The sequence below is a fragment of the Mixta calida genome (genome assembly GCF_002953215.1).
GTDB lineage: Bacteria > Pseudomonadota > Gammaproteobacteria > Enterobacterales > Enterobacteriaceae > Mixta > Mixta calida.
This window is the reverse complement of the sequence record NZ_CP026378.1, coordinates 1,130,541-1,156,698: the sequence shown is the minus strand read 5'-3', so window position 1 is coordinate 1,156,698 and position 26,158 is coordinate 1,130,541. Positions and strand designations below refer to the sequence as shown.

General features: G+C 58.5%; 20 protein-coding genes. 11 read left to right on the top strand and 9 right to left on the bottom strand.

Going from position 1 to position 26,158, the window contains the following annotated elements:
• Nucleotides 1–82: 82 nt before the first annotated feature.
• The 3 genes from C2E16_RS05365 to C2E16_RS05355 all read left to right on the top strand — a co-directional run bounded on the left by C2E16_RS05365 (nt 83) and on the right by C2E16_RS05355 (nt 3,950).
• Nucleotides 83–1,687: a phosphoethanolamine transferase gene (locus C2E16_RS05365; protein ID WP_084971564.1), complete on the top strand. Its 1,605-nt coding sequence runs from the start codon at nt 83–85 to the stop codon at nt 1,685–1,687.
• A 482-nt stretch (nt 1,688–2,169) separates the two neighbouring features.
• The gene (gene sad / locus C2E16_RS05360; protein ID WP_038627708.1) at nt 2,170–3,558 is read left to right on the top strand and encodes a succinate-semialdehyde dehydrogenase; all 1,389 of its coding nucleotides are present in this window, start codon (nt 2,170–2,172) and stop codon (nt 3,556–3,558) included.
• Nucleotides 3,559–3,617: 59 nt separating this feature from the next.
• Nucleotides 3,618–3,950, top strand: a complete 333-nt coding sequence (locus C2E16_RS05355; protein WP_038627709.1) for a hypothetical protein — start codon at nt 3,618–3,620, stop codon at nt 3,948–3,950.
• An 81-nt stretch (nt 3,951–4,031) separates the two neighbouring features.
• On the opposite strand, the gene C2E16_RS05350 is transcribed toward C2E16_RS05355, so the two are convergent.
• Both C2E16_RS05350 and C2E16_RS05345 read right to left on the bottom strand, forming a co-directional pair.
• Nucleotides 4,032–4,250, bottom strand: coding sequence for a DUF378 domain-containing protein (locus C2E16_RS05350; RefSeq protein ID WP_038627710.1), 219 nt, complete (start codon nt 4,248–4,250; stop codon nt 4,032–4,034).
• A gap of 252 nt (nt 4,251–4,502) precedes the next feature.
• Complete coding sequence (locus C2E16_RS05345) at nt 4,503–5,561, bottom strand: NAD(P)-dependent alcohol dehydrogenase (RefSeq protein WP_038627712.1); 1,059 nt, start codon at nt 5,559–5,561, stop codon at nt 4,503–4,505.
• A 130-nt stretch (nt 5,562–5,691) separates the two neighbouring features.
• Here C2E16_RS05345 and C2E16_RS05340 point away from each other — a divergent pair, with 130 nt between their 5' ends.
• Together C2E16_RS05340 and C2E16_RS05335 are read left to right on the top strand one after the other, a co-directional pair.
• On the top strand, nt 5,692–6,087 hold the full coding sequence (locus C2E16_RS05340) for a winged helix-turn-helix transcriptional regulator (RefSeq protein WP_038627714.1): 396 nt from the start codon (nt 5,692–5,694) through the stop codon (nt 6,085–6,087).
• Nucleotides 6,088–6,293: 206 nt separating this feature from the next.
• On the top strand, nt 6,294–7,115 hold the full coding sequence (locus tag C2E16_RS05335) for a Cof-type HAD-IIB family hydrolase (protein WP_133052088.1): 822 nt from the start codon (nt 6,294–6,296) through the stop codon (nt 7,113–7,115).
• A gap of 44 nt (nt 7,116–7,159) precedes the next feature.
• Here C2E16_RS05335 and C2E16_RS05330 read toward each other — a convergent pair whose 3' ends face one another.
• From C2E16_RS05330 to C2E16_RS05315, 4 genes are all read right to left on the bottom strand, one after another.
• A complete protein-coding gene (locus tag C2E16_RS05330) occupies nt 7,160–8,017 on the bottom strand; it encodes a glucose 1-dehydrogenase (protein WP_038627716.1) in 858 nt (285 codons plus the stop codon).
• Between the two features lie 301 nt (nt 8,018–8,318).
• Nucleotides 8,319–9,317, bottom strand: coding sequence for a cell division protein ZapE (gene zapE, locus C2E16_RS05325; RefSeq protein WP_257152258.1), 999 nt, complete (start codon nt 9,315–9,317; stop codon nt 8,319–8,321).
• A 441-nt stretch (nt 9,318–9,758) separates the two neighbouring features.
• The gene (locus C2E16_RS05320) at nt 9,759–10,490 is read right to left on the bottom strand and encodes a pirin family protein (RefSeq protein ID WP_081981829.1); all 732 of its coding nucleotides are present in this window, start codon (nt 10,488–10,490) and stop codon (nt 9,759–9,761) included.
• Nucleotides 10,491–10,567: 77 nt separating this feature from the next.
• Complete coding sequence (locus C2E16_RS05315) at nt 10,568–10,777, bottom strand: DUF1471 domain-containing protein (RefSeq protein ID WP_038627720.1); 210 nt, start codon at nt 10,775–10,777, stop codon at nt 10,568–10,570.
• 887 nt (nt 10,778–11,664) lie between these two features.
• Here C2E16_RS05315 and C2E16_RS05310 point away from each other — a divergent pair.
• The 3 genes from C2E16_RS05310 to C2E16_RS05300 all read left to right on the top strand — a co-directional run bounded on the left by C2E16_RS05310 (nt 11,665) and on the right by C2E16_RS05300 (nt 16,975).
• The gene (locus tag C2E16_RS05310; RefSeq protein ID WP_038627722.1) at nt 11,665–15,462 is read left to right on the top strand and encodes an NAD(P)-binding protein; all 3,798 of its coding nucleotides are present in this window, start codon (nt 11,665–11,667) and stop codon (nt 15,460–15,462) included.
• A 164-nt stretch (nt 15,463–15,626) separates the two neighbouring features.
• Nucleotides 15,627–16,184 (top strand): non-canonical purine NTP pyrophosphatase, encoded by a 558-nt coding sequence (locus tag C2E16_RS05305; RefSeq protein WP_038627724.1) that lies wholly within the window; start codon nt 15,627–15,629, stop codon nt 16,182–16,184.
• Nucleotides 16,181–16,975, top strand: a complete 795-nt coding sequence (locus tag C2E16_RS05300) for an SIR2 family protein (RefSeq protein ID WP_038627726.1) — start codon at nt 16,181–16,183, stop codon at nt 16,973–16,975. The genes C2E16_RS05305 and C2E16_RS05300 overlap by 4 nt, the downstream gene beginning before the upstream one ends.
• Before the next feature lie 74 nt (nt 16,976–17,049).
• Here the strand turns inward: C2E16_RS05300 and C2E16_RS05295 are convergent, their stop codons facing one another.
• The 3 genes from C2E16_RS05295 to norR form a co-directional block, all read right to left on the bottom strand.
• Nucleotides 17,050–19,098, bottom strand: coding sequence for a glycoside hydrolase family 31 protein (locus C2E16_RS05295; protein WP_084970914.1), 2,049 nt, complete (start codon nt 19,096–19,098; stop codon nt 17,050–17,052).
• Nucleotides 19,095–20,477 carry a glycoside-pentoside-hexuronide (GPH):cation symporter gene (locus C2E16_RS05290; RefSeq protein ID WP_052133936.1) on the bottom strand — a complete coding sequence of 461 codons (1,383 nt, stop codon included), beginning with the start codon at nt 20,475–20,477 and terminating at the stop codon, nt 19,095–19,097. Before C2E16_RS05290 ends, C2E16_RS05295 begins: the two co-directional genes overlap by 4 nt.
• Before the next feature lie 436 nt (nt 20,478–20,913).
• Nucleotides 20,914–22,431, bottom strand: coding sequence for a nitric oxide reductase transcriptional regulator NorR (gene norR, locus C2E16_RS05285; protein ID WP_084970916.1), 1,518 nt, complete (start codon nt 22,429–22,431; stop codon nt 20,914–20,916).
• Nucleotides 22,432–22,586: 155 nt separating this feature from the next.
• Here norR and norV point away from each other — a divergent pair, with 155 nt between their 5' ends.
• The 3 genes from norV to tehB are packed head-to-tail and all read left to right on the top strand — an operon-like array spanning nt 22,587 to nt 26,078.
• Complete coding sequence (gene norV, locus C2E16_RS05280; protein ID WP_104951436.1) at nt 22,587–24,062, top strand: anaerobic nitric oxide reductase flavorubredoxin; 1,476 nt, start codon at nt 22,587–22,589, stop codon at nt 24,060–24,062.
• A gap of 4 nt (nt 24,063–24,066) precedes the next feature.
• The gene (gene norW / locus C2E16_RS05275; RefSeq protein WP_084970325.1) at nt 24,067–25,200 is read left to right on the top strand and encodes an NADH:flavorubredoxin reductase NorW; all 1,134 of its coding nucleotides are present in this window, start codon (nt 24,067–24,069) and stop codon (nt 25,198–25,200) included.
• A gap of 14 nt (nt 25,201–25,214) precedes the next feature.
• Nucleotides 25,215–26,078, top strand: coding sequence for an SAM-dependent methyltransferase TehB (gene tehB, locus C2E16_RS05270; RefSeq protein WP_084970324.1), 864 nt, complete (start codon nt 25,215–25,217; stop codon nt 26,076–26,078).
• The last annotated feature ends 80 nt before the right edge of the window (nt 26,079–26,158 follow it).

Genomic DNA, 26,158 nt, shown 5'->3' with positions numbered 1-26,158 from the left:
GCCGCGCTTTTCTCTCTTTTTTATTTTTCGCTGCCGCCTTATTGGCTGGCGACGCGCTTGCTGTTTTTAGGGCTGATATTTAATGACGACACAGACAGGGATGTTATTCTCTCATCCGGCGCGCAGCGGCGTCGCCTGTTCCGCGCTGCTGCTGCTGACGCTTATCTTTACCATCACCGGCGCGCTAAGCCAGCCGCTGCATAAGGTGGTTAATCAGCTGCTGATTCTGCTGCCGCTGCTCTTTACGCTGGTTCAGGTGAGGCGTCCGCTGCCGCGCAACGCTCTTGCCTGCGTACCGCTGCTGCTTATCGCACTGCATATTACGCTGTCGCTGTTCGCCTGGTTCGAATATGGCGCCGCCTTCAGCTACGGCTTCGCGCTGAGTATTTTAAACAGCGACTGGCGAGAATCCTGCGCCATGATGACGCTTTACTACCGCTGGGGCGTGGTTTTCCTGCTGTTGACGACCGGACTGTTTCTTGCAGTCAACCTGCTGCCGCGCTCGACGCATCCCCGTTTCCGCAAGCTGCCTTTTCTGCTGCTGCTGACCTTTGTCGCCGCCTACAGTCTGCAGGCCATTGCGCATAATCTGCGCAAAAACGCCACCGAAAGCGTGTTGCAGCGCATCGTGGCCGATATGCCGTTCAGCAATCTCAACGCTTTTCTCCAGGCCGCGCGCGATAAGGCGATTATCGCGCAGGTGTCGCAGCGGGTGCCGCATTACAACCTGACGGTTGCCGATACTTCGGTAAACACCTGGGTACTGGTGATTGGCGAATCGGCGCGCGTCGGCAATATGGGCATCTATGGTTATCCGCGCGACACCACGCCGCAGCTCCAGCAGGAGTCCTCTCGTCTGCTGCTGTTTACCCAGGCGATCGCTGGCGCGCCGGTCACGGCGACGGCGGTGCCGCTGGCGTTGAGCGCCGATCGGGTGGAACGGCACAATATTGACGCCTACTCGGACAATATTATTAATATCGCCAACCAGGCCGGGCTAAAGACCTTCTGGTTCAGCAAACAGGGCATGTACGGCGACTACAGCAACGCCATTACCGGCATCGCCATGAATGCCGCAGAACGTCAGTGGCTGGATGATGACTATGACGGTTCGCTGCTGCCTGCGTTTAAACAGGCGCTGGCGCAGCCGGGAAAAAAGCTGATCGTGCTGCACCTTTACGGCAGCCATGAACCGGCCTGCACGCGCTATCCACAGCAGCAGGCGGCGTTTGCCGACGCCGATGATAAAGATAGCTGTTACGACAACAGCATTCACTACACCGACGCGCTGCTGGGGCAAATCTTTGACCAGCTACGCGACAGCCCCGCCTCCCTGCTCTATTTTTCCGATCACGGCCTGGAACGCCATCCGCATGATCGGGTGGTTTACCGTCACGGCGGCGTACGTCCTTCGCAGGCGGCTTATCAGGTGCCGATGTTCATCTGGTACAGCCCGGCGATCTCCGCAACAAACCTGACCGGCAAGATCAATGTGCCCTGGTCAACGGTGGATAACTATTCCCTGATGCAGCGCTGGCTCGGCGTGCGCGTCGCTGACGCCGACAGCCTGTCGGTGAAGCAATGGATTGCGGAGAAAACCGCAGCGCAGATGCCGGTGCGGGTGATGGACACCACCGGCAAGATCTACCGTTTTAGCGATCTCGCGCCGGAAAAATGGGACGATTAAGGAAAGTCAGCTAACGTGTGGCGGTCGCGGTGAAAAACCCGACCGTATAAAACGCGTCGGGAAAAGTTTCCATACCACAAGGGGAAAAGCCATCAAACAATGGCAAACTGAAGCGCAACGCCACATCACCAGCGGTGCGAACGTAATGTAACACAATCTTAACTATGCATATATTAAGAAAATGCACTGAAACGCCGTTTCATCTTTTATAATCAATCACATCGGACCACAAACCTTCCCCCTATCATCTCACCATGCAAAATATTGATAAGCTAAGCTACTGAAGATTTAACGACGCTGTTTGGGTTATGCGCAGCATGATTAGCAGGTTTGCCTTTGTCGATACAGAGCATGTCTCTGTGACAACCATCAAACACCTTCTCTTTTTAACAGCAAATCGCTCAGCATTATTCAGTTTTCATAACGATGCACCAGGCGTAAGGTAGCCGAATCAAAAACATCCCTGTCAGTAAGGAGCGGTTATGTCATTTTCACCTGAAACCCACGCGATTTCGCGTAACCCAGCCAGCGGTGAAATTCTCTCCGCCCGGCCTTATATCAACGAACAGCAGGTAGATGCGGCGATTGCTGCTAACCACCAGGCGTTTCAGCAGTGGCGCCGGCAACCGGTCGCGGCGCGAGCGGACAAACTGCGCGCGCTGGCTGACGTTATTCGTCGCCGCAGCGAAGAAATGGCGCAAACCATCACCGCAGAGATGGGCAAGCCGATCCTGCAGGCGCGCGGCGAAGTCGAGAAATCGGCCCAGCTGTGCGAATGGTATGCCGACAATGGCCCGGCAATGCTCTCCACCGAGCCTACGCAGGTGGAAAACAACCAGGCGGTGATTGAATACCGCCCGCTCGGTCCGGTACTGGCGGTCATGCCGTGGAACTTTCCACTCTGGCAGGTGCTGCGCGGCGCCGTTCCGATCCTGCTGGCAGGCAACAGCTACCTGCTGAAGCATGCGCCGAGCGTGATGGGCTGCGCGCTGCTGACGGAAGAGTTCTTCCGCGAGGCAGGCTTCCCGGCACAGCTGTTCTGCGTGATCAACGCCACTAACGCTGGCGTCAGCCAGGCGATTAACGACGCGCGCGTCGCGGCGGTAACGGTGACCGGCAGCGTGCGCGCCGGAGCGGCGATCGGCGCTCAGGCGGGCGCGGCGCTGAAAAAATGCGTGCTGGAACTGGGCGGCTCCGATCCCTTTATCGTGCTGAAGGATGCGGATCTGGATGCGGCGGTAAAAGCGGCGGTCGCCGGACGCTATCAGAATACCGGACAGGTCTGCGCCGCAGCGAAGCGTTTTATCATTGAGCGAGACATCGCCGACGCCTTCAGCGAAAAATTCGTGGCGGCGGTGCAGCAGCTGAAGATGGGCGATCCGCGCACCGAAGAGAATAATATCGGCCCGATGGCGCGCTTCGATCTGCGCGACGAACTCCATCAGCAGGTGCTGGCAACGCTGGAGGAAGGCGCGACGCTGCTGGCGGGCGGCGACAAGCTGGCGGGAGAAGGCAACTACTACCTGCCGACCGTGCTGGGCAACGTCACCTCCTCAATGACGGCTTTCCGTCAGGAGCTGTTTGGTCCGGTGGCGGCGATTACCGTGGCGGACGATGCCGAACATGCGCTTCAGCTGGCCAATGACAGCGATTTCGGCCTGATGGCGACGGTTTACACTGCGGATGAGACGCTGGCTGCGGAGATGGCGGCGCGTCTGGAGTGCGGCGGCGTGTTTATCAACGGCTACAGCGCCAGCGACGCCCGCGTCGCCTTCGGCGGCGTGAAGAAAAGCGGCTTCGGACGTGAGCTGTCGCATTTCGGCCTGCATGAATTCTGCAATGTGCAAACCGTCTGGCGCAACCGCCGTTAAACCTGTAAGTTTGCGTCCGGCCTGCGTTCCAGGCGCAAATAAAGCATTAAGAGGGAAGTTTGAAAAAAAGAATCGTTATTCTGCTGCTAATTATCGTAGCAGGCGTGTTCTACTGGCGTTCCACCCTGCGCGTCACGCCGGAAGATCAGGCTTATTACGCGGCAATATTCTGTAACGTCGCCACCCAGCAAACCGATAACTACCTCGGCGGCATGCGCACGATGATCGAAGGTAGCAACAGCGACTATGCGCTGCATCGCAGCCGCTTTAATCAGATCGCCGCCGAGCGGGCCATCACCGCATGGCAAAGTCTGACGGCCACGGATAAAACGCGTCTCGCTTCAGATACGCAGGAATGTCAGCAGGCCATCGTCGAGCGCCTCAAAAAATAAGCGCCAGCAAAAGCTGCGACAGTAAAAAAATAAAGGGCCGTTCGTGAAGCGATCGGCCCTTTTTATTTTTAATGCGTTTTTTCAAACGTGACGCGTGCCGGTATGAACACGAAATTTCGCAAAGAAGGTCAGACAGTAGAGCGCGCAAAGGCCGACCACGACATAAATAATGCGGGAAATAATGGCAGCCTGTCCGCCAAATATCGCCGCAACCAAATCAAACTGAAAAAGACCGACCAGCAGCCAGTTCAGTCCGCCGACAATCAGCAGAATAAGTGCTACATAATCAAGCGCTTTCACAAAACCTCCCGTTGAGGATAATGCTCCCCCTTCGGCAATAAACCGGTTCTTCCTTTTAACCACGTGTCACGCCGGTTTATAACGTTGAGAGAGCAGGTGTATCGCTGAATTAAAGTGTAGCCACTGATCGAAATTTAGCCAATAAGGTGGTGCAACAAAGCGCCGCCACGCAGATAATTAATCAGACTGTAAATAAAAGCGTAACGCGACCCTCTCGCCGCCGATAAATTCTTTTTTCGGTGGCGAAAATAATTAATCGCTTTCCCAGCTTGTCGCTTTCATATCAATAACGAAGCGGTATTTCACTTCGCTTTTCAGCATGCGCGAAAACGCGTCTTCAATTTCTGCGCCGTTAATCAACTCTACATCGGCGGTGATATTGTGCTGACCGCAGAAATCGAGCATCTGCTGCGTTTCAAGAATGCTGCCGATAGACGTGCCGCTGACGCTGAGACGACGGAATACCATCGGGGTGATCGCCGGCGCCGGATGCGGATTTTCCGGGATGCCCACCAGCACCAGATGACCGTTGGCGCGCAGCGTATTCAGATAAGGATTCAGATCGTGCGGCGCCGCCACGCAGTCGAGAATAAAGTCGAGCCGATGCTGCCAGGCCGCCATCTGCTCCGCGTCGCGCGAGATCACCACATGCTGAGCGCCGAGCCGTCGCGCATCCTGCTCTTTGCCGGCGGAGGTAGTGAACAGCGTCACTTCCGCGCCCAGCGCGGCGGCGAATTTCACCGCCATATGACCCAGACCGCCCAGACCGATAACGCCAACCTTATCGCCAGCCTTGACGTTCCAGTGACGCAGCGGCGACCAGGTGGTCACGCCCGCGCACAGCAGCGGCGCCACCGCTTTCAGGTCGAGATTTTCCGGGATGCTGACGACAAAACGGCTGTTGACGATCATCGTCTGCGCATAGCCGCCGCGCGTGGTTTCGCCGCTAACAGCGTCGGTGCCGTTATAGGTCGGCACGAAACCCGCTTCGCAGTATTGCTCCTCCTGCTGCTGGCAGAAATGGCAGTGGCCGCACGAGCCGACCATCACCCCGACGCCAACCAGATCGCCAGGACGGAACGCGCTTACCGCCGCGCCCGCTTCGGCTACGCGGCCGACGATCTCATGGCCGGGCACCATCGGATAGTGGCTGACGCCCCACTCGTTGCGCGCCATATGCAGATCGGAATGGCAAACGCCGCAGTAGAGAATATCGATTTTCACGTCGTCCGCGCGCATCTCGCGCAGCGTCACGCTGCCGGTTGTCAGCGGCCTGTCGGCCGCATGCGCCACTATGGCGTTAATTTTCATGCAAGTCATTCGCTCCGTAAGGTAAACAGATCGGGCGTCGCCCGATTTCAGCGGGCGCCTACTATAGACAGAAGGTTTCCGTTTTGGTAGTAGTCACCTTTTAGGGTCATAGTTACCAAATGGTTACCATATGCCGACAATCGTTGATGGAAAATTATACTTTTACGCCGATTCAGAGCCGCGCCGTCTGATGGAGCTGTTCGCCGTGAAGTGGACCACGATGGTGATCCATGCGCTTTATCACTGGCCGGGCGGCAAATGTCGTACCGGCGAACTGCAACGCAGCCTACAGGGAATATCGAAAAAAATGCTGATCCAGACGCTGCGCGAAGTCGAGCAGCGTGGCCTGGTGCGGCGGCATGTTTACAACATGGTGCCGCCGAAGGTGGAGTATCAGCTGACCGAACTGGGCTGGACATTCGCCGAGCCGATTGAACAGATGTATCAGTGGGGGCTGGAGAACAAAGCGGCACTGGACGCAATGGAGGCGGCGCTGCGGGCCAGCCGCAGCGAGCACGCCGAATAAGCGCGATGATCCATTATCTGATAACGCGTTCCCGGTCCCGCTTCGCGCTGCACCCCCGCCGGATAAACGATATTATTAGCCGAATAATAAATTGACTTTGGGGTTACCTCTGTCGGGGCAGGCGATCCGGCACAACCCCTGTTAATCTTATTTCCTTTCCCCGTCCAGCTGGCCGGGGAGCGATGTCTTATTTGAAGGAGAAACCGGTGGCGGTAAAATTGATTGCTGTTGATATGGACGGAACGTTTCTCGATTCCGCCAAGCGTTATAACAAAGCGCGCTTTTTGCGCCAGTATGCCCAGCTGAAAGAGCGCGACATCCGCTTCGTGGTCGCCAGCGGCAATCAGTATTACCAGCTGGAGAGCTATTTCCCGGAGATTGCCGGTGAAATCGCTTTCGTGGCGGAGAACGGCGCGTGGATCAGCGACCGCAATGAAGAGGTCTTCTGCGGCGAACTGAGCGCGGATAACGTGCGGCGGGTAATGGCGATCCTGGCGCAGGAGCCGGAAATTCATACGGTAGTCTGCGGCAAACGCAGCGCGTATATTTCGCCCGCTATGCCCGATGAAACGGTGGCGCTGCTGTCGAACCACTATCGTCGCCTGGAGAAGCGCGCCGATCTCGACCATATCGACGACACCATTTTCAAATTCTCGTTGAATCTGCCGCACGACGGCGTCGAGCCGCTGATCGCGCGTCTGACGGAGGCGCTTAACGCGGCGGGCAACGTGGTGCGGCCGGTCTCCAGCGGCTTCGGCTTTGTCGACCTGATTATTCCCGGCCTGCATAAGGCGCACGGCATCAGTCTGCTGCAACAGCGCTGGGGCATTGACGACTGCGAAGTGGTGGCGATCGGCGACAGCGGCAACGATATCGAAATGCTGCGTCAGGCCGGCTACAGTTTTGCCATGGCGAACGCCACAGAAGCGGTGTCGGCGGCGGCGCGCTATCGCACCGAAGATCATAATGAGGAAGGCGCGCTGAACGTCATATCCCGCGTGCTGGCGCGCGAATATCCGTTTAACTGAGGCTAACACGACGGCGGCGGAAGCGCCGCCGTCGTGCCAGGTTATCAGATAACGGCCACGCCGCCGGTCACCGCCACGGTGGCACCGGAGATATAGCTGGCCTCGTCGCTGGCGAGCATAACATAGGCGGGCGCCAGTTCGGCCGGTTGACCGACACGCTGCATCGGCACTTCGCTGCCCAGGTTTTTCACCTGCTCCGGCGGCATTGTCGACGGGATCAGCGGCGTCCAGATCGGGCCTGGCGCCACGACGTTGGAACGAATGCCTTTATCGGCCAGCAGCGCCGCCAGGCTGCCGGAAAAGTTTACGATCGCCGCCTTGGTGGCGGAATAAGCGATCAGCTTCGGCTTCGGCTGGTCGGCGTTAACCGACGCGGTGCTGATAATGGCCGCGCCGGATGGCATATGCGGCACCGCCGCCTTGCAGAGATAAAACATGGCGTAGATATTGGTTTTGATGGTGCGATCGAATTCGTCGTCGCTGATCTCGTCCAGCGACTCGCGCGTCATCTGAAACGCCGCGTTATTCACCAGAATATCGATTTGACCGAAGTTGTTTACCGCCTGCTGCACGATATGGCGGCAGTGTTCCGCTTCGGTAATATCGCCTGGCACCAGGATGGCTGTACGCCCCGCCTCTTCGACCAGGCGCGCGGTATCTTTCGCATCTTCATGCTCGTCCTGATAGGAGATCAGCACGTCCGCGCCTTCACGGGCATAGGCGATGGCGACGGCGCGGCCGATGCCGGAGTCACCGCCGGTGATGATCGCTTTCTTACCCGCCAGACGTCCTGAGCCTTTATAGCTGGTTTCGCCATGATCTGGCGCGGGCTGCATATCGAAAATAGAACCCGGAACATCCTGCTGCTGTTCTGGCTGCGGTGGCTGTGGTCGGCTGGTCATAATAAGGTGTTCTCCTTTCTGGTTAACGGCTGCGACAGCCGTAAATCGAACTCAGGGTAATCTTATTATTCGGTCAATATCGCAGCGTAAACGGTATTGACCGAATAACGGAATACCGTTTCAGTATAGTTGACTGACTCATATTGCAAGCGCAGCGGCAGGCGGACGCGACATTATTGATCGGGCGCGGCGCCTGAATCTATTTATCCCGCCACCAGAGTTAGCCGGATATTTTTTGTCAGCGGGAGAGAAAAGCGATTATCGGCAACGATAAATCTTTGTCGCCGACGACAGCTTAAATTCAGGCGTCGCCCTGATAAAGCGGCAGCAAATTAAGTCGGCTGGCGGTGCGCTGAATATCCTCCAGTTCAACGCCCTGCGTCAGCGTTTCCGGCGGACACGCGGTGGTCAGAAACAGCTGACAGTGCCGGTCATACAGCACGTCGATCACATTGATAAAGCGCTGCTGCACCGCTGGCGAAACGCGCGCCAGCGGCGGCACATCCTCAACCAGCCAGCGCTGATGACGTTCGCACAGCGTGAGGTAGTCCATAACCGCCGTCGGCGCTTCGCAGAGCGCGCGAAAAGAGAAGTGCAGCGTATCTCCGGCAGGCGACAGCGTTTCCAGCGTGCGGTAACCCACCGTCAGCGGCAACGGCGCAGCGGCCGCCTCAGGCAGATGCAGCGCCCGACGCAGCGTTGGGGTGCTGTCCAGCAGCAGGCCGCCGGTGCTGAACGGCCCGTGCTGTTCATGGCGCAGCGTGCGGTAATCTTTCTCGCCGGTCAGCGCGATAGTCGTCAGATGTTGTCGCATCAAGGCAATACAGGGCTCGAAGCGCTGATGGTAGAGCGGGTTCGCCAGCAGGTTTTCCGGCGGATGGTTGGAGGTGGCGACCAGCAGCACGCCGTTGCGGAACAGCTGTGCCAGCAGCGGCTTAATCAGCATAGCGTCGCCGATATCATGCAGATGGAACTCGTCGAAGCAGAGCAGCCGACAGCCGCCGATGCTGGCGGCAATCGCCGCGTCAACGCTGCCGCCTGTGGCGATAGTCTGGTGTAGCTGACGGAAGAAATAGTGAAAATGGACGCGCTTTTTCTCCTGCAACGGCGCCCAGTCAAAAAAAGCGTCGACGATAAAGGTTTTGCCGCGCCCTGGCAGTCCCCAGACATAGAGTCCATCGCCCTGCGCCTGACGCGGCGCGCCTGCCAGCGTCCGGCTCATCAGCGCATCCAGGCGGGCGATCAGCTGCCGCTGCTGGTCGTCCAGCGTCAGGCTTTTTTCCGTCGCCTCGCGCTGCATCCTTTGTTGAAAAGTAAAAGCTGTCTGTGGCGCCGCCTTGATCATCTCGCTGCTCTGTCGGTGGTGTCAGTTCGGCCGCTATCATAACCTGCTCCGGCGCGCTGAGCAGCACAGGTTGTGCCGCCGACGGTACGGCTAACATGGACTGGGGCGCGATTATCGACAGGCCGTAAATAAAACACCTCGCCTGAAAACAGTGAGGCAGATCTATTTTCCTTTTCTTGAGGCGCTTTTAAGGTTAACGCAGGCGACGCTATTTATGCGCGCCCTTTAACTGGCTGAAATAATCTATTTCCACGGCCCTGAATATTTTACTATCTTCACTAAACCGGCAATGAATTTAAATCCAACGCACAGTCAGGCCAGGACTTAAATAAAGAAACGATGATATGGCCGATGCCGGAAAAAATATAAAAGGCAGGCGTTGCGCCTGCCCTGCGTTTACTGACCGCTAATCCGGCCCGCCAGCGACATTTTTGCGTCGGGATCGACCTGGAAACAAACCAGAATGGCGTCGCGGCGCGCCTCAATAAGCGGCAGCGCCTGTAACCCGTCACTTATCGCATCGCCCTTGCTGAGCCGCTCGCCGCCGACGATCACGCTGCCTTCCGCCACGTAGAGCCACTGCGCCAGTCCGTCGCGGTAGGGCGCGGCGGCGCTGCTTTTCGCCGTCAGCCGGATATCCCAGGCCCACACCCGTTGCCGAACGGTCAGCGGCGCGCCTGCGTCCTGCGGCCCCGCCAGCAGCGTCCATTGGCCATCAACGGCGCCTTCAGGCCTCGCCATAAACTGCACGCTGCCCTCGACATCCGCCTCTTCAGGACGAATAAAGACTTGTAGCATCTCCGTCTCCACCAGCGGCGCAGACTCCTCGTGCCATACGCCGCATCCGGCGCTAATCAGCATCGCTTTTTTCGCGGAAAGCGGCGTTCTCTCGCCGCGATCGTCCTCATGAAGCATCGAGCCGCGCCAGACATAATGCAGGATTTCGTCATTAACATGCTGATGCATGGCAATGCGGGCGCCGCTCTCCAGCTGCATATGATCGATAATCGCCAGTGGTCCGAACGCGCTGTCGTTGCGCATCGGATCGATCTCGCCGGGACGCATACGCCGAATGGTAAAAGGACCATATTCAAACAACTGTGACGGGCTGGCTCGCATGATATTCATCACTTTCTCCCTCCAGTGTTAAGGCAATGGCGGCAAAAAAAAGACGCCCGCAGGCGTCATCTTTCAGCGTCGACGTTTTATTTCACCAGTTCGGCGGTCATATGCACGCCGTTATTAAAGTTGGCTTCGGTAATTTTGTAACCTGCGCCCTGCTGGGCCGCCTGCGCAGCGATTTTTGCCTCGGCAGCCTCCAGCGTCAGTGCGGTGGCGGTAACGCTGGCCGCGAAGCTGTTAACAGAGAGAGCGGAAAGCGCGATAATTGCAGCAAAAATTTTGACGTTTTTCATAATGGTTCACCTGATGCTTTATGAAGTTAGTGAGGCGTTATGCCTCGATGTGATAGATAGTAGGTGAGCCAGGCACAATTAAAAAGCGGAAGGATTTGCTCTATTCGTTCATAAAAATTGAAAGAAAAACGACCAGCGGTTAAGCCAGAAAACAAACCAGATAAAGCGAGAAGGTTAACTGGACGGCTGACTGACGATAAACGGGTCAGCAAACGGTAAAACCTGTTTTGCATGCAAAAAAGCCCGCCCGCGTGCCTGTTTTGGCGTTACGGTTTCGCTGTTGCGGCATGTCGCCGATGCAAGTTATGAATACGGGTGCGTTTTTTATACTTCACCGCATCACGTGAAATAAAGAGACACGCGCGGTTTTTATACAGCCAGCCATTAGCGGGAAAACGGCCGGCGCCTTACTTTTGCCGACGAAAATTCAATCAGTTGTCGTCTTCCGTGCAGCGCAATTTCTGTATCTGCTGGCGCTGCCTGCGCTTCGCTTCACGCGAAAAAATAATAAGTAAAAATAATAAATCAACAAGCTAAACAGCAAGGATATTCCTAAGTTCAGCGTTAAGTATGCACATTACTTGCGCATAATAAGGCCTTCCCTATACTTTCAGTAGAAGATTCCCTTGCGCAATCATTTAGAAAAATAAATATAACAAGCGCAACCGTGCTCCGACATTAACCTTTTAACGTTGATCAGGCGCTCCTGCCATCACTCTGGCTATCACAGCTGATACGACATCAACCGCCAGCGTTCTTTCTCTGCGTGGAAGACCAGCATGACATAAAGCGACACCTGAGGCCGCTTTCCACGCTTTTTTGTTCCGATTTACCGAATGCGGCTGTCAGCGGTGCGTTTACTGGCAAGGCCGCAGGAGAGACTGTTAATGACACCTTTTTCATCATTCTGGCAGGCCGGCTATGAGGGTGCGGATCATATCAATCAGCACGGCATACGCCTGTCAATGAATGAAACCAATGGGCATCTGCTTCGCATAAAGGAAGATTACGCCGCGTTAAAAGCGTTCGGTATTACAACGGTGCGGGAAAGCGTGGGATGGCGTTTGACCGAACGCGACGGCCGCTATGATTTTTCCTCGCTTGACGCCCGCCTTGAGGCGGCGCAGGAATATGATATCCAAATCTGCTGGACGCTTTGCCACTACGGCTGGCCCGAAGATTTACATCTCTTTTCCAGCGATTTTATTCCCCGCTTCGCCGCCTTTTGCGCCGCCGCCGCCGACTATATCGCGCCGCGCTCTACCCGGACGCCGATCTACTCGCCAAACAATGAAATCTCTTTCCTCAGCTGGGGCCTCTCCGTCGGGCTGTTTACCTGTTCAAATCTGCCTGAACAGGATCCTGCCGACGCCTGCAAACGTCAGCTGATTCGCGCGACGCTGGCTGGCTGCGACGCTATCTGGGAGGTCGACAGCAAGGCGCGCATTATGCACTGCGATCCTCTTATTCATATCGTCGCAACGGAAGCGTCGCCGGAAGCCAGAGATGCGGCGCAGTCCCTCAGCAATGCGCAATTTCAGGCATGGGACATGCTGCGCGGCACGCTGGCGCCGGAGTTGGGCGGCGCGCCGCGCTATCTCGATTTGATCGGCGCCAACTACTACCACGACAACCAGTGGGAAATGCCTTCGATGGCGCGGCTGCACTGGCACCTGGGCGATCGTCGCCGCAAGCCGCTGCACACCATGCTGGAAGAGCTGCAACAACGTTATCAGCGCCCAATGGTGATTTCTGAAACCAGCCACGTCGGCAGCGGACGCGGCGCCTGGATCGCGGACGTCACCGCGCAGGTGGCGCAGGCGCTGCTGGCGGGCGTCGAGCTTTATGGCGTCTGCCTTTATCCCATTATCGACCGGCCCGGATGGAATGATCTAACGGCCTGGCCCCACAGCGGACTCTGGGATCTCGACCGCAACGGCTCCGACCCTTTTCTCCGTTTAATCAACCAGCCCTACGCCAAGGCGCTTAGCCAGGCGCAACGAACATTACGACATTTTCAGTCGTTTACTCCTCCGGCAGCGGAGAATAAGGAGAATGGTATGCAGCAAAAAACTCTGATTGTTTTTAGCCACCTGCGCTGGGGCTTTGTATTTCAGCGTCCGCAGCACCTGCTGTCACGCCTGGCGCAGCACTACCGCGTGCTGTTTATCGAAGAGCCGATTTATGACGCGCAGGCCGCTTCGCTTCATTACTCCACGCCCGCGCCCAATATCACCGTGATTCAGCCCCATACGCCGATTGCGGCGCCTGGCTTCCATGACGACCAGATCGCCACGCTGCAGCTGCTGCTGACGGAGCTGGTGGACGAGCAGGAACAGCCTGTCGTCTGGTTCTATACCCCAATGGCGCTGCCGCTGCTGACGCCTTTTACGCCGTCGCTGGTGATCTACGACTGTATGGATGAGCTCTCCGCCTTTAATCAGGCGCCGCGCCAGCTACAGCAGCGTGAATCGGCGCTGATGACGCGCGCCGATCTGGTGTTTACCGGCGGCTCCAGCCTGTATGAGGCGAAAAAGAATAAGCATCATGCAATCTACTGTTTCCCCAGCAGCGTCGACGCCGTGCACTTTGAGCAGGCGCTGGATCGCAGCAACGGCCATCCGCTACAGCAGGCGCTGCCGCCGATGCGCCTCGGCTACTACGGCGTGATCGACGAACGTCTCGATATCGATCTGGTGGCGGCGCTGGCTGATACCCACCCGGAATGGCAGATCGTGATGGTCGGCCCGGTGGTGAAAATCGATCCGGCGACGCTGCCGCAGCGCCCGAATATTCACTGGCTGGGCCAGCAACCTTATGAAGCGCTGCCGCAGTTCCTCGCCGGCTGGGACGTTTGCCTGATGCCGTTCGCCCTGAACGCCTCAACGCAGTTTATCAGCCCCACCAAAGTGCTGGAGTATATGGCGGCGCAGCTGCCGATCGTCAGTACGGCGATTGCCGACATTGTCCGTCACTATCCCGACCTGGTGGCGATCGCCTACAGCCCGGAAGAATTTGTTCGCGCCTGCGAACGCGCGCTGGCCATGAGCGCCGAAGAACGCGAGATGAAGGCGCAGCAGATGCAGGCGGTCGTCGCCGCCACCTCGTGGGATACGACCACCGAGCAGATGCATAAGCTGATGAGCCAGGGCGCAGCCGCCGCGCGCGCGCCGGTGGTTCAGACGCCGCCGGTTATCGCCGACGAGGTACAGCAGATTACGCGACGGCTGAAGCCCACCGCCGATCAACTGTCCTCCCTGCCCTGCCTGATTATCGGCGCCGGGCCGACCGGCCTGAGCGCCGGTTATCACTACGGCAAAGGGGCGTTGGTGCTGGAGAAAAACGCCTCGCCGGGCGGTTGGTGCCGCTCGCTGAACGACAAAGGTTTCACCTTCGACTACGCCGGCCACATTATGTTTTCGCAGGACCCCTACGTACTGAAGCTGTATGAGATGCTGCTGGGCGATAACCTGCACTGGCAGATGCGCGAAGCGTGGGTCTATAACGATGGCGGCACTTACACCCGCTATCCGTTCCAGGGCTCGCTCCACGGGCTGCCGCCGGAAGTGATTAAAGAGTGTATTCTCGGCGCGATCGAGGCGCGCTACGGCGTGGCGGGCGACGCGGCTGAGACGGCGTCAACGGCGGCGCTGGCGCAGCACCGCGACTGCTGCGCCGACGGCGTAGTGCCGGATGGCGAATGCGTGATGCAGGAAAAGGGTCTGACGGAAAATTTCGAGCAGTTTATCTATAAAACCTGGGGCCGGGGCATCGCTAAACATTTTGCCGTGCCCTACAACAAAAAGCTCTGGACGCTGCCGCTGAGCGAAATGGAAACCTCCTGGCTCGGCGGTCGCGTGCCGCTGCCCGACCTGGCGCAGATCGTCGAAGGCGCGTTGGCGCCGCTGGAAAAACCGATGGGGCCGAATGCCCGCTTTGGCTATCCGCTAAAAGGCGGCTTCCAGGCGCTGATGCACGGCTTCCTGCCGCACCTGACCTGTGAGCTGGAAACCAACAGCACGCTGGCGGCGCTGCATCCTGAGCAGCATATCGCGGTGCTAACAGACGGTCGCCGCTACCGCTACGATCAGCTGATCAGCACCATGCCGTTGCCGCAGTTGATTAAGCTGATCGGCGATGAGGCGCCGCAGGAAATTCACGATGCGGCAGCGAAGCTGCGTCACGTGTCGATTCGCTGCGTCAATATCGGCGTAGGCCGCGCCGACCTGACGGAAAAACACTGGATCTACTATCCGGGCGAGACGCTGTTTCATCGCATCTTCGTACAGGGCAACGCCAGCCCCTTCTGCAACCCGCCCGGCGGCTGCGGCCTGACTTGCGAAATCAGCTATTCGCCGCATAAGCCGCTGCCGGTAGACGGCGACGCGCTGATCCAGCGCTGCATTCAGGAGTGCATCGCGGTAGGCATGATTAACGCCGACGACCCGATTATTACCGCCAACCAGGTCGATATTCCTTACGCCTACGTGGTCTACGACCATGCGCGCCAGGCGAATATCGCGCTCATCCGCGACTGGCTGCTGCAACAGGATATCCTGCTGTCGGGACGCTACAGCGAATGGGAATATTACAATTCCGACCACGCATTCCTGGCGGGCAAGCGCGCGGCTGAGTTTGTCAAAGCGCGCGAAACCACGCTGGATAAACAGGAAACCGGCTACTGATCCCACCGGCGTCGGGTTCTGGCCCGACGCCCTTTATTCTCTTCCTATACGCGATCCATCTGGCTGATCGGCTCGCCCGTCTGGTCTACACTGTCTGACACCGGTTGACGCGTCTTTGCGCTCATAATCATAACCATACCGGCAGACACAATACTGGGTGAAGCATGAAAATACGGTTTCTTTCCAGCAACGATTTAAAGCTGGACGAGGTGCGCAAAATTCTTGGGCCGATAGGCGTTGAGGTCATGCCCGTTGCGTGCCGCATTGAAGAGATACAGACAGAAGATGAAGTCGAGCTGGTGCGCGACAAGCTGACCAAAGCATTCGCTCTGATCGGGCGGCCGCTGTTTGTGGAACATACCGGCCTCTATCTCGACGGGCTGAACGGCCTGCCCGCCGGACTGACGCGCATTTTCTGGAACCGGCTTAACGCCGAACGCTTTACCGCGCTGGTGCAGGCGCTGGACAGCCAGCAGGCTACCGCCAAAACCGTGCTGGGCTACTGCGACGGCCGCAAAATGTATCAGTTTTCCGGCGAGGTGCGCGGCAAAATCGTTGCGCCAGCCGGCCCGCGTGAATTTATCTGGGACTGCATTTTTATGCCGGAAGGCCATACGCAAACCTTCGCCGAGATGGGCGAACTCAAGCACGAGATCTCTATGCGCCGTCTGGCGCTGGATCGTTTTGCCGCCTTCCTGAAAACCACAAGGAGCGTGCCATGAAACCCGAACTGAAACGCGCCTATGACGCCGGGAAACTGATCCTGTTCGCCGGGGCGGGCGTTTCGCGCAATCTGGGCCTGCCGGAGTGGCATGAGCTGATTGCGCATCTGGCCAACGAGCTGGGCTACGATCCGCAAATCTTCAACGCCTACGGCACTCACCTGTCGCTGGCGGAGTACTACAAACAGAAAAAAGGCTCGCTGGGGCCGCTGCGCAGCTGGATGGATCGCGAATGGCACCGGCCCGATATCGACGTGCGCTCCTCAGAGATCCACACCATGATCACCCAGGGACGCTTCTCGCGCATTTATACCACCAACTATGACCGCTGGCTGGAGATGGCGCACGACGCGCACAAGGTGCCCTACTATAAGGTGGCCAACGCCGCCGATCTGGTGTCGCTCAACGAAAGCCGCCGCCATATCATCAAGCTGCACGGCGATTTCGATGACGACACCTCGATCGTGCTGGATGAAAGCAGCTACTTTGAGCGGCTCTATTTAGACTCGCCGCTGGATATTAAGCTGAGGCACGACGTGATGGGCAATTCAGTGCTGTTTGTCGGCTACAGCATCAGCGATTTCAATATTCGCCTGCTGTTTTACCGTCTGACCAAAATGTGGGGCCGCACCGGTCTCGCCTCCGCCCGCCCCACCTCGTATCTGTTCACTAACCGCAACAATCCGGTAGCGAAGGAAGTGCTGGGCCAGTGGGGCATCGAGATGATCGTTTCCGAGGAGGATGATCCGCGTAAGGCGCTGGGCGATTTCCTGTCAGAGCTGATCGCCTGAGGCTGACGCTTCAGGCGAGATACGCGTTTAGCCGATCGGAGGCGCCGGTTGCCAGCAGCCCTGACGCGCCGCCGTTATGCTTTCTTTTGCAGCGCCGCCAGCAGCGACTCATCCGCGCCGACGCGTACCAGCGCCGGGATTTCGCTGAGCGGCGCCTCCATTTGCAGCCATTGACCGCCGTGATAACGTTCGCCATCGCGCGCGATCCAGCTTTCCTCCGCCGGCAGCCAGACGCGGCGAGTGCGTTCTCCGGCATGCAGCACCGGCGCTACCAGCAGATCGCGTCCCAGCAAATACTGATCCTCGACCTGCCAGCTTTCCGCCTGCTGCGGATAGTGATAGAACAGCGGACGCATCACCGGATCGCCCTGTTCATGGGCCTGTCGCATCAGGCTGTCAATGTAGGGACGCAGGCGCTCGCGCAGCAGCAGACAGGCCTTCATTAGCTGGTAATTCTCTTCGCCGTAGCTCCAGACTTCGTTTGGCGAGCCGCTGTTGCACTGCGCGATGCCGTTGCGCCAGGCTTCCGGCGGCGCGATCTGCGGCTCGCGGTAGCCGTGCAGACGCATTACCGGACAGAATACCGCCCATTGAAACCAGCGGATCAACAATTCGTGAAAGGCGGGATCTTCGACGTTGCCGCCCTGAAAGCCGCCGATATCGGTGGTCCACCAGGGAATGCCCGCCATCGCCATATTCAACCCGGCGGAGAACTGGTTGCGCAACGCATGAAACGAGGAGTGCACGTCGCCCGACCACGCCAGCACGCCGTAGCGCTGGCTGCCTGCCCAGGCGCAGCGCACCAGGTTGACGATCTCCGTTTCCCCCTGCTGCTGTAACCCTTCATAAAAACCCTGAGCAAACTTCTGCGGGTAGATATTGCCCACCTCCAGCACCGGCCCCAGATGGTAGCGATAGTTATCGAAATCGTAGGCGCGATACTCCGGCTCCGCCTCATCCAGCCAGAAAGTGCGAATGCCAGAATCGTAATAGTTGCGCTTCACCTCCTGCCAGACAAACTCGCGCGCGGCGGGATGAGTGGCGTCGAAAAAGGTGGTGTTGCCCAGGAAATCGAGGTTGACCGACACGCCGCGATCGCTGTTAACCAGCAGCCCCTGCGATTTCATGCGCGCGTAGTTGGCACTGCGGCTGTCGACCGTCGGCCAGACCGACACCATGGTTTCGATGCCCATCGCCTTCAGCTCCGCCACCATCGCTTTGGGATCGGGCCAGTCGAGCGGGTCGAAACACCAGTCGCCCTGATTCGGCCAGTGGAAAAAGTCGATAACGATCACCGAGAGCGGCAGCTGACGTCGCCGGTATTCGCGCGCCACCTCCAGCACCTCCTGCTGAGTGCGATAGCGCAGCTTGCACTGCCAGAAGCCGGTGGCGAAGCTGGGCATCGGCGGCGCGGTGCCGACGGCGCGGCCATACTGCCGCAGGATCTGCGCCGGTTCATCGCCTGCGGTGATCCAGTAATCCATCTGGTCAGTGACCTGCGCCTGCCAGCGGGTGACGTTTTTCCCGAAGGTGGCTTCGCCGATCGCCGGGTTATGCCACAGCAGGCCATAACCCAGGCTGGAGAGCATAAAGGGCACGCTGGCCTGCGAGTTGCGCTGCGCCAGCTCCAGCGTGCAGCCTTTGAGATCCAGCCCTTCCTGCTGATACTGCCCCATGCCGTAAATTTTTTCGTCGCGCCGCGCCTCGAAGCGCACGGTCAGCTGATACTTCCCACCGGGGATCGGACGAAACTCGCGGCCATCCAGCTTGAGGGCGCTGATATATTTATCCTGGCTTTTCTCCGTCGCGCCGATGCCGACCGTGGTGCGCTGGCGCCAGAACTCTTCCAGCAGCAGCTCGCCGCGCTGATTACGGAAGGCGAGCTGACCGCGCTGATTAAGCGTGGCGGTAATATTGCCGTTGCGCAGGCTCAGGGACTCGCCATCCTGTGTGATCTCCGCCGCCTGCGGACCGGGCGGCAGCAGCGCCCAGTCGGTGTCCGCTATCTGCGGCTGGCAACTGGCGCGCACGCGCAGGCTGTTTTCTCCCCAGGGTTCGACAATCAGCGTTTGTCGATCGAAGCGCCAGATAATGCGCTGCTGTTCCGCCCGTAATTCACTCATGACAACTCCTGTGGCTTAAGGGCGCCCGCGCCGCTGACGTTCTGCGTCGCCGCCGCCGTTTTATGCTGATTAATTTCACGCATGGCGTCGTCGTTCAGCCGATACCAGCGCATGGTGAGCGCGCTCAACAGAGAGAGCACGCCAGGGATCAGGGAAAAGAGCGCGATAATCGCCAGCATCGCACTGCCGTTTTGCTGCGGCGCCTGAGCGACATATCCGCTGAGGCCGAGCGTCCAGCCGACAATCGCGCCGCTGACCGCCATGCCCATCTTCAGCACCGCCAGCAGAGTAGAGAATATGGTGCCGTCCATGCGCTTGCCCTGACGATATTCACCGTAGTCCACCACGTCCGACATCATCACCCACATCAGCGTGGTGGTGACCTGGTAAAAGCTGGAGACGACAAAGGTCATTGCCACCAGCAGCGGCAGCGACGCAGGCATAAACAGAATGCTGATGCTGAGCAGGCCGCACATTACCGCGCTGAGGGTAAATGCCTGCAACTTGCTGCGGCGACGCGTCATCCACTTCGCCATCCAACTGCCGACGCTTTTGCCGACAATATGCGCCGCCAGCAGCCACATAAACAGGCTGGCGTCGCCGAGATAGTAGGTGACGTAATACATCATCGCGCCGAGCCGTACTACGCCGAAGGCGATATTGCAGAACACCAGCAGCGCGACCACGCGCCACTGATCGTTACGCAGCAGATCGCGCAGGTCGGCGAGGAAATTCTCATGGCTGCCGTGCGTGCTGACGCGCTCGCGGGTGTTGAAGAAGCAGAGCAGGAACATCAGCGCCGCCAGGCTCGCCATAATCGCCATCGCGCCGAAGTAGCCGTCCAGCTTGTTGCCGCCGCCGATCCACTGCGCCAGCGGCATCATCAGAAAGGTGGACATCGCGCCACCGAGGGTCGCCAGGAAAAAGCGGTACGACTGCAACGAAATACGCTGGGTATCGTCAGAGGTGATAATGGCGCCCATCGAGCAGTAAGGAATATTGATGGCGGTATAGAGCAGCATCATCAAACAGTAGGTGACGCTGGCGTAGATCATCTTGCCGCTTAGCGACAGCGATTCCGGCACGGCGTAAATCAGCAGGCAGCTGACGCCGAACGGCACCGCCAGCCAGAGCAGCCAGGGCCGAAAGCGCCCCCAGCGCGTGCGGGTGCGGTCGGCAATCAGCCCCATCGCCGGATCGACGATCGCATCGGCGACGCGCGCCAGCAGAAACAGCGTGCCGACGAAGACGGCGGGCAGGCCGACAACGTCGGTATAGTAGAAGGTGAGAAAGATAATGACGTTTTCCAGCCCGATATGGCTCGCCATATCGCCGAGGCCATAACTGATTTTTTCTTTAACCGATAAGGTTGCACGCATGGTTGTCCGCCTTGTTCGCCTGAGAGGAACACCTTCCGTGGCCTGAAGAGCAGTTATAGGAAGCCAGGCGGGCGACAACAATTACGGGATCTGATTAAACCCTTATGTTTTTTACTTTATGTGATACGGGTAACAGGCTGGTTGTCGATTGCAGTTAGCGCGTGAAATAAATAGCGTTCCTGGTTAATTTTTAACACTTTCTGGCTTTTCTTGTGCGCCAGAGCCGCCAGATGCACAGTTTACAATGCAGTATTTGCCCGGCGGCAGCGGATCTTTATCAGGAGCATCAAAGCATCCGTTTTATGGCGACAGTGTTGATCTCCTGACCAGGCCATAAACACGTCGACGCTATAAATCGTCAAGGGAGAGTAATCCGCATCGTTGATAACAAACTTTCCATGCAGCGGCGCAGGCGCGCCGACGCCGTCTTAACTCTCTATTTCAACTCCAGCCGACGCGCCAGGCGATGCAGGTTGCCCGCATCCATCTCCAGACGGCGCGCGCAGGCAGCCCAGTTATTGTTGCTGGCCTGCAGAGCGCGCAAAATATACTGGCGCTGAAAGTCGCGCGTGGCGTCCTGCAAATTTTGCTGCGGCAGCGCCTCGGCGAACGACGGCGCCTCCGCGACCTCCGTGCCGTTATCTAGTGAAAAGTGATGCGGCATCAGCAGAATATCGCCGTTGCGCGCATCCGCCTGCGCCACGATGGTGGCACGGTAAATCGCATGCTCCAGCTCGCGGATATTCCCCGGCCAGCCGTAGCTGCTGAGCATGGCGCGCGCCGCCGCGCTCAGCGCGATATGCTGCAAACCAAACTTCACCCGGCATTTTTCGCAGAAATAGCCCGCCAGCAGAATAATATCTTCGCCGCGTTCGCGCAGCGCCGGCACCTGTAGCGGAAAAACGCTGAGGCGATGGTAGAGATCGGCGCGAAAGCTGCCGTCCGCCACCGCCTGACGCAGATCGCGGTTGGTGGCCGCCAGGATACGCACGTCCACTTTCAGATGCCGATCCTCCCCTACCCGCTGCAGGTCGCCATACTGCAATACGCGCAGCAGCTTCGCCTGTAGCGTCAGCGGCAGCTCGCCGATTTCGTCGAGAAACAGCGTGCCGTTATCGGCCATTTCGAATTTGCCTGTGCGATCGTGCACCGCGCCGGTAAAGGCCCCTTTTACGTGGCCGAACAGCTCGCTCTCCGCCACCGTCTCCGGCAGCGCCGCGCAGTTGAGGTAAATCAGCGGGCTGGCGGCGCGCGCCGACTGGCGATGCAGCGCCTGCGCCACCAGCTCTTTGCCCACGCCGGTTTCACCGGTGATCAGCACATTAAGATCGGTCGGCGCCACTACCGCGATCTCTTTCTTCAGCTGCTGCATCGGCGCGGAATCGCCGATCATTTCGCTCTCTTCCGTTTCGCTGCGGCGCGGGCCGCCCAGCGTCAGGGCGTTGCCCGGCTGCTCCAGCTGCTCCAGCAGCAGCGCGTTGTTCAGCGCGCTGCCGACCAGCGTCGCCACCACGCGCAGTTCCTCATCGCTGTAGGCGTCGAACTGGCTGGCGTTCATGCCGTCAAACGTCAGCGCGCCGATCAGATTCTGCCCGGAAAACAGCGGCAGCCCGACGCAGGCGTGAACGTGCAGCTCCTGCTGGTCGGGAATCAGCCCGTCGTAAGGGTCGGGCAGGCTGCTGTCGGCGGGAAAGCGCACCACGTCACCGGCGCGCGCAATCGCCTCCAGCCGCGGATGCGCCTCGATTTTAAAACGGCGTCCCATAACATCCGGCGCCAGCCCCGCCGTCGCCAGCGGACGAAAATGCTGCGCCTCATAGCGCAGCAGCGCAGTGGCGTCGCACTGCAACAGATGATGAATACTGCCGATCATCCGGTTAAAGCGATCGGGACGTGAAAGGCCGTTCTGAATCTCAACTGCCAGCGCGGCCAGCTTCTCTACGGATATCGTCATGCTGTCGTTTCCACAATACATTGTCAAAATAACAATAGACCGGGAATGTCATTTTAACAACCCAGGAAAATAAAAGTCTTATAAAACAATAAAATAAAAGTTGGCACGCCGAATGCAATAACAGGATAACTTTATGAACCTGTTGAGGAACCAAGATGAGCATTCACGTTAAGAACAATATTACCTGGGTAGGCCAACGCGACTGGGAAGTACGTGATTTTCATGGTACCGAATATAAAACGTTAAAAGGCAGCAGCTACAACAGCTATCTGATCCGTGAAGAGAAGAATGTCCTGATCGATACCGTTGACCATAAATTCAGCCGTGATTTTGTAACGAACCTGATGCAGGAGATCGATCTCGACAAGATCGATTACATCATCATTAACCATGCGGAAGAGGACCATGCCGGCGCGCTGACCGAGCTGATGTCGCGTATTCCCCATACGCCGATCTACTGCACCGAAAACGCTATCGATTCGATTAACGGTCACCACCACCACCCGGAGTGGAACTTTAACGTGGTGAAAACCGGCGATACGCTCGATATCGGCAACGGCAAAAAACTGATCTTCGTGGAAACGCCGATGCTGCACTGGCCGGACAGCATGATGACCTATATGACCGAAGATGCGGTGCTGTTCAGCAACGACGCCTTCGGCCAGCACTACTGCGACGAACATCTGTTTAATGACGAAGTGGATCAGACCGAGCTGTTTGAACAGTGTCAGCGCTACTACGCCAATATCCTGACGCCGTTCAGCCGTCTGGTGACGCCGAAAATCAATGAAATCCTCGGCTTCAACCTGCCGGTCAGCATGATCGCGACGTCGCACGGCGTGGTATGGCGCGACAACCCGACGCAGATCGTCGAGCTGTACCTGAAATGGGCGGCGGACTATCAGGAAGATCGCATCACCATTCTGTACGACACCATGTCCAACAACACCCGCATGATGGCCGACGCCATCGCGCAGGGCATTAACGAAGTCGACCCGCGCGTGGCGGTGAAAATCTACAACGTGGCGCGTAGCGACAAAAACGAAGTTCTGACTAACGTTTTCCGCTCCAAAGGCGTGCTGGTGGGCACCTCCACGATGAACAACGTGATGATGCCGAAAATCGCCGGCCTGGTAGAAGAGATGACCGGCCTGCGCTTCCGCAACAAACGCGCCAGTGCCTTCGGCTCGCACGGCTGGAGCGGCGGCGCGGTCGATCGCCTCTCCACCCGTCTGCAGGACGCAGGCTTCGAGATGTCGCTCAGCCTGAAAACCAAATGGCGTCCGGACGGCAACGCGCTGGAAGCGTGCCGCGAGCATGGCCGCAGCATCGCCCGCCAGTGGGCGCTGTCGCCGCTGCCGGCGAAAGCCGCGCAGCCGGAAGCGGCCGTTGCGCCTGCCGCCGCGATCGATGTGCCGGTTAACGCCGCGCCGAAAAGCTGCGCCAGCGCCGCGACGGGCGATGCCGATCAGAAGATGATCTGCAGCGTCTGCCTGTGGGTCTATGACCCGGCCACGGGCGAAGATTCTCAGGATGTCGCGCCGGGCACCGCCTGGGCAGACGTGCCGGAAGATTTTCTCTGCCCCGAATGCGGCATGGGCAAAGACGTTTTCGACCCGTATGAGGGCTAATGCTATGTCATCCGATATCGTCATTATCGGCTCCGGCTTCGCCGCCCGACAGCTGATTAAGAATCTGCGTCAGCAGAATAAAGAGGCGCCCATCCGGCTGATCGCCGCCGACAGCTGCGATGAGTACCACAAGCCGGAGCTGAGCCACGTCTTCTCTCTGGGCCAGCGGGCCGATGATTTGACCCGCATGACCGCCGCCGAGTACGCAGAGAAAAACAACGTGACGCTGCATCCGCATACGCGGGTCTCGCGCATCGACGCCGCCGCGCACCGTATTGAGACCACGGCGGGCGACTTTACCTTCGGCAAACTGGTGCTGGCCACCGGCGCGGAAGCGCTGGTGCCGCCGGTCAGCGGCAGCGAGCTGATGTACACCCTTAACAGCCAGCAGGAGTATCGCCGCTGCGAGGAGAATCTGCGGGACGCGAAACGCGTGCTGCTGATCGGCGGCGGGCTGATCGGCACCGAGCTGGCGATGGATCTCAACCGCGCCGGCAAACAGGTAACGCTGGTGGATCGCAGCGGCAGCCTGCTCTCGGCGCTGATGCCGCCGGAGATTAGCGGGCGCTTACAGCATCGTCTGACGCTGGCGGGCGTGGAGATGCGCTTTAACTGCGAGCTCTCCTCGCTGGCGCGCCATCACGACACGCTGATCGCCACGCTGAATAACGGTCAGCAGATCGCCTGCGACGCAGCGGTCTGCGCCATCGGCCTGCGCCCGAATATCGCGCTGGCGCAGCAGGCGGGGCTGGAGACGCGGCGCGGCATCGTGGTGGACGATCGCCTGACCACCTCGCGCCCCGATATTTTCGCCCTCGGCGACTGCGCCGAGATTCAGGGCAAGCTGATGCCTTACCTGCAGCCGGCGCAGCTGGCGGCGATGACGCTGGCGAAAAACCTCACTGGCAACAGCGCCAGCCTGAGCCTGCCGGCGATGCTGGTCAGGATCAAAACGCCTGACCTGCCGCTGCACCTGGCCGGCAACGCCGGGGATGCGGATCTGAACTGGGAAATGCAGTTCAGCAAAGCGGGCATCGTGGCGAAAGGGCTGGACGCCGCCAGACAGCTGAAAGCGTTCGTGGTCAGTGAAGATCATATGAAGCAGGCGCTTCCCTTGCTGAAACAGCTCACCCGTTAATCACGGAGTAAAATATGACTGACCTGATGTGTTATCAAACGCTGCCGTTGTGGAACAGCGCCACGCTGCCGCCGGTATGGCGCGAACCTTACCGCACCGAGCCAGGCTGCTGGGCGCAGCTGAAAGTGTATAAAGGCACGCTGGATATCGCCCTGCTCACCGAGCGCGGCGAGACGGTCGAGACGCTGAGCCTGAACGCCGCCTCGCAGCCGCCGCGCCTGGCGCCGCAGCAGTGGCACCGCGTTACCGCCGTCAGCCCGGACGTGGAGTGCCAACTGGCGTTCTACTGCAAGCCGGAGGATTACTACCACAAGCGCTATCAGCTGACCCCGCCCCATTCGGAAGTGTTGGAAGCGGCGGGCCGCATCGCGCCGGGCCGGGCGCTGGATCTCGGCTGCGGCAACGGCCGTAACGTGCTTTACTTGCAGCAGCGCGGCTTCGATGTGGAGGGCTGGGATAAAAACAGCGACAGCCTGAGCAGCCTGCAACAGATCATCAACGCCGAAGAGCTGGCGCATATCCGTCTGCGGCAGTGCGATCTCAATCAGGTCACCATTGAACAGCAGTACGATTTTATTCTCTCGACCGTGGTGATGATGTTTTTGCAGCCGGAGACCATTCCGGAGCTGATTGATCAGATGCAGCAGGCGACCGCGCCGGGCGGCCATAATCTGATCGTCGCGGCGATGAGCACGCCGGACTATCCCTGTCCGATGCCGTTCCCGTTCACCTTTAGCCGCAGCGAACTGCTCGGCTATTACGACGGCTGGGATATTCTGAAGTACAACGAGAACCCCGGCGCGCTGCATAAAACCGACGCCCAGGGAAACCGCATTAAGCTGCGCTTTGCCACCCTGCTGGCACGCAAACCGGCTTAAACGTGAAGCAATGTGAGTAAAAAGCAAAAGCCCGGCGTCAAGCCGGGCTTTTTTATGTAACAGCAATGCAAGCGGGATAA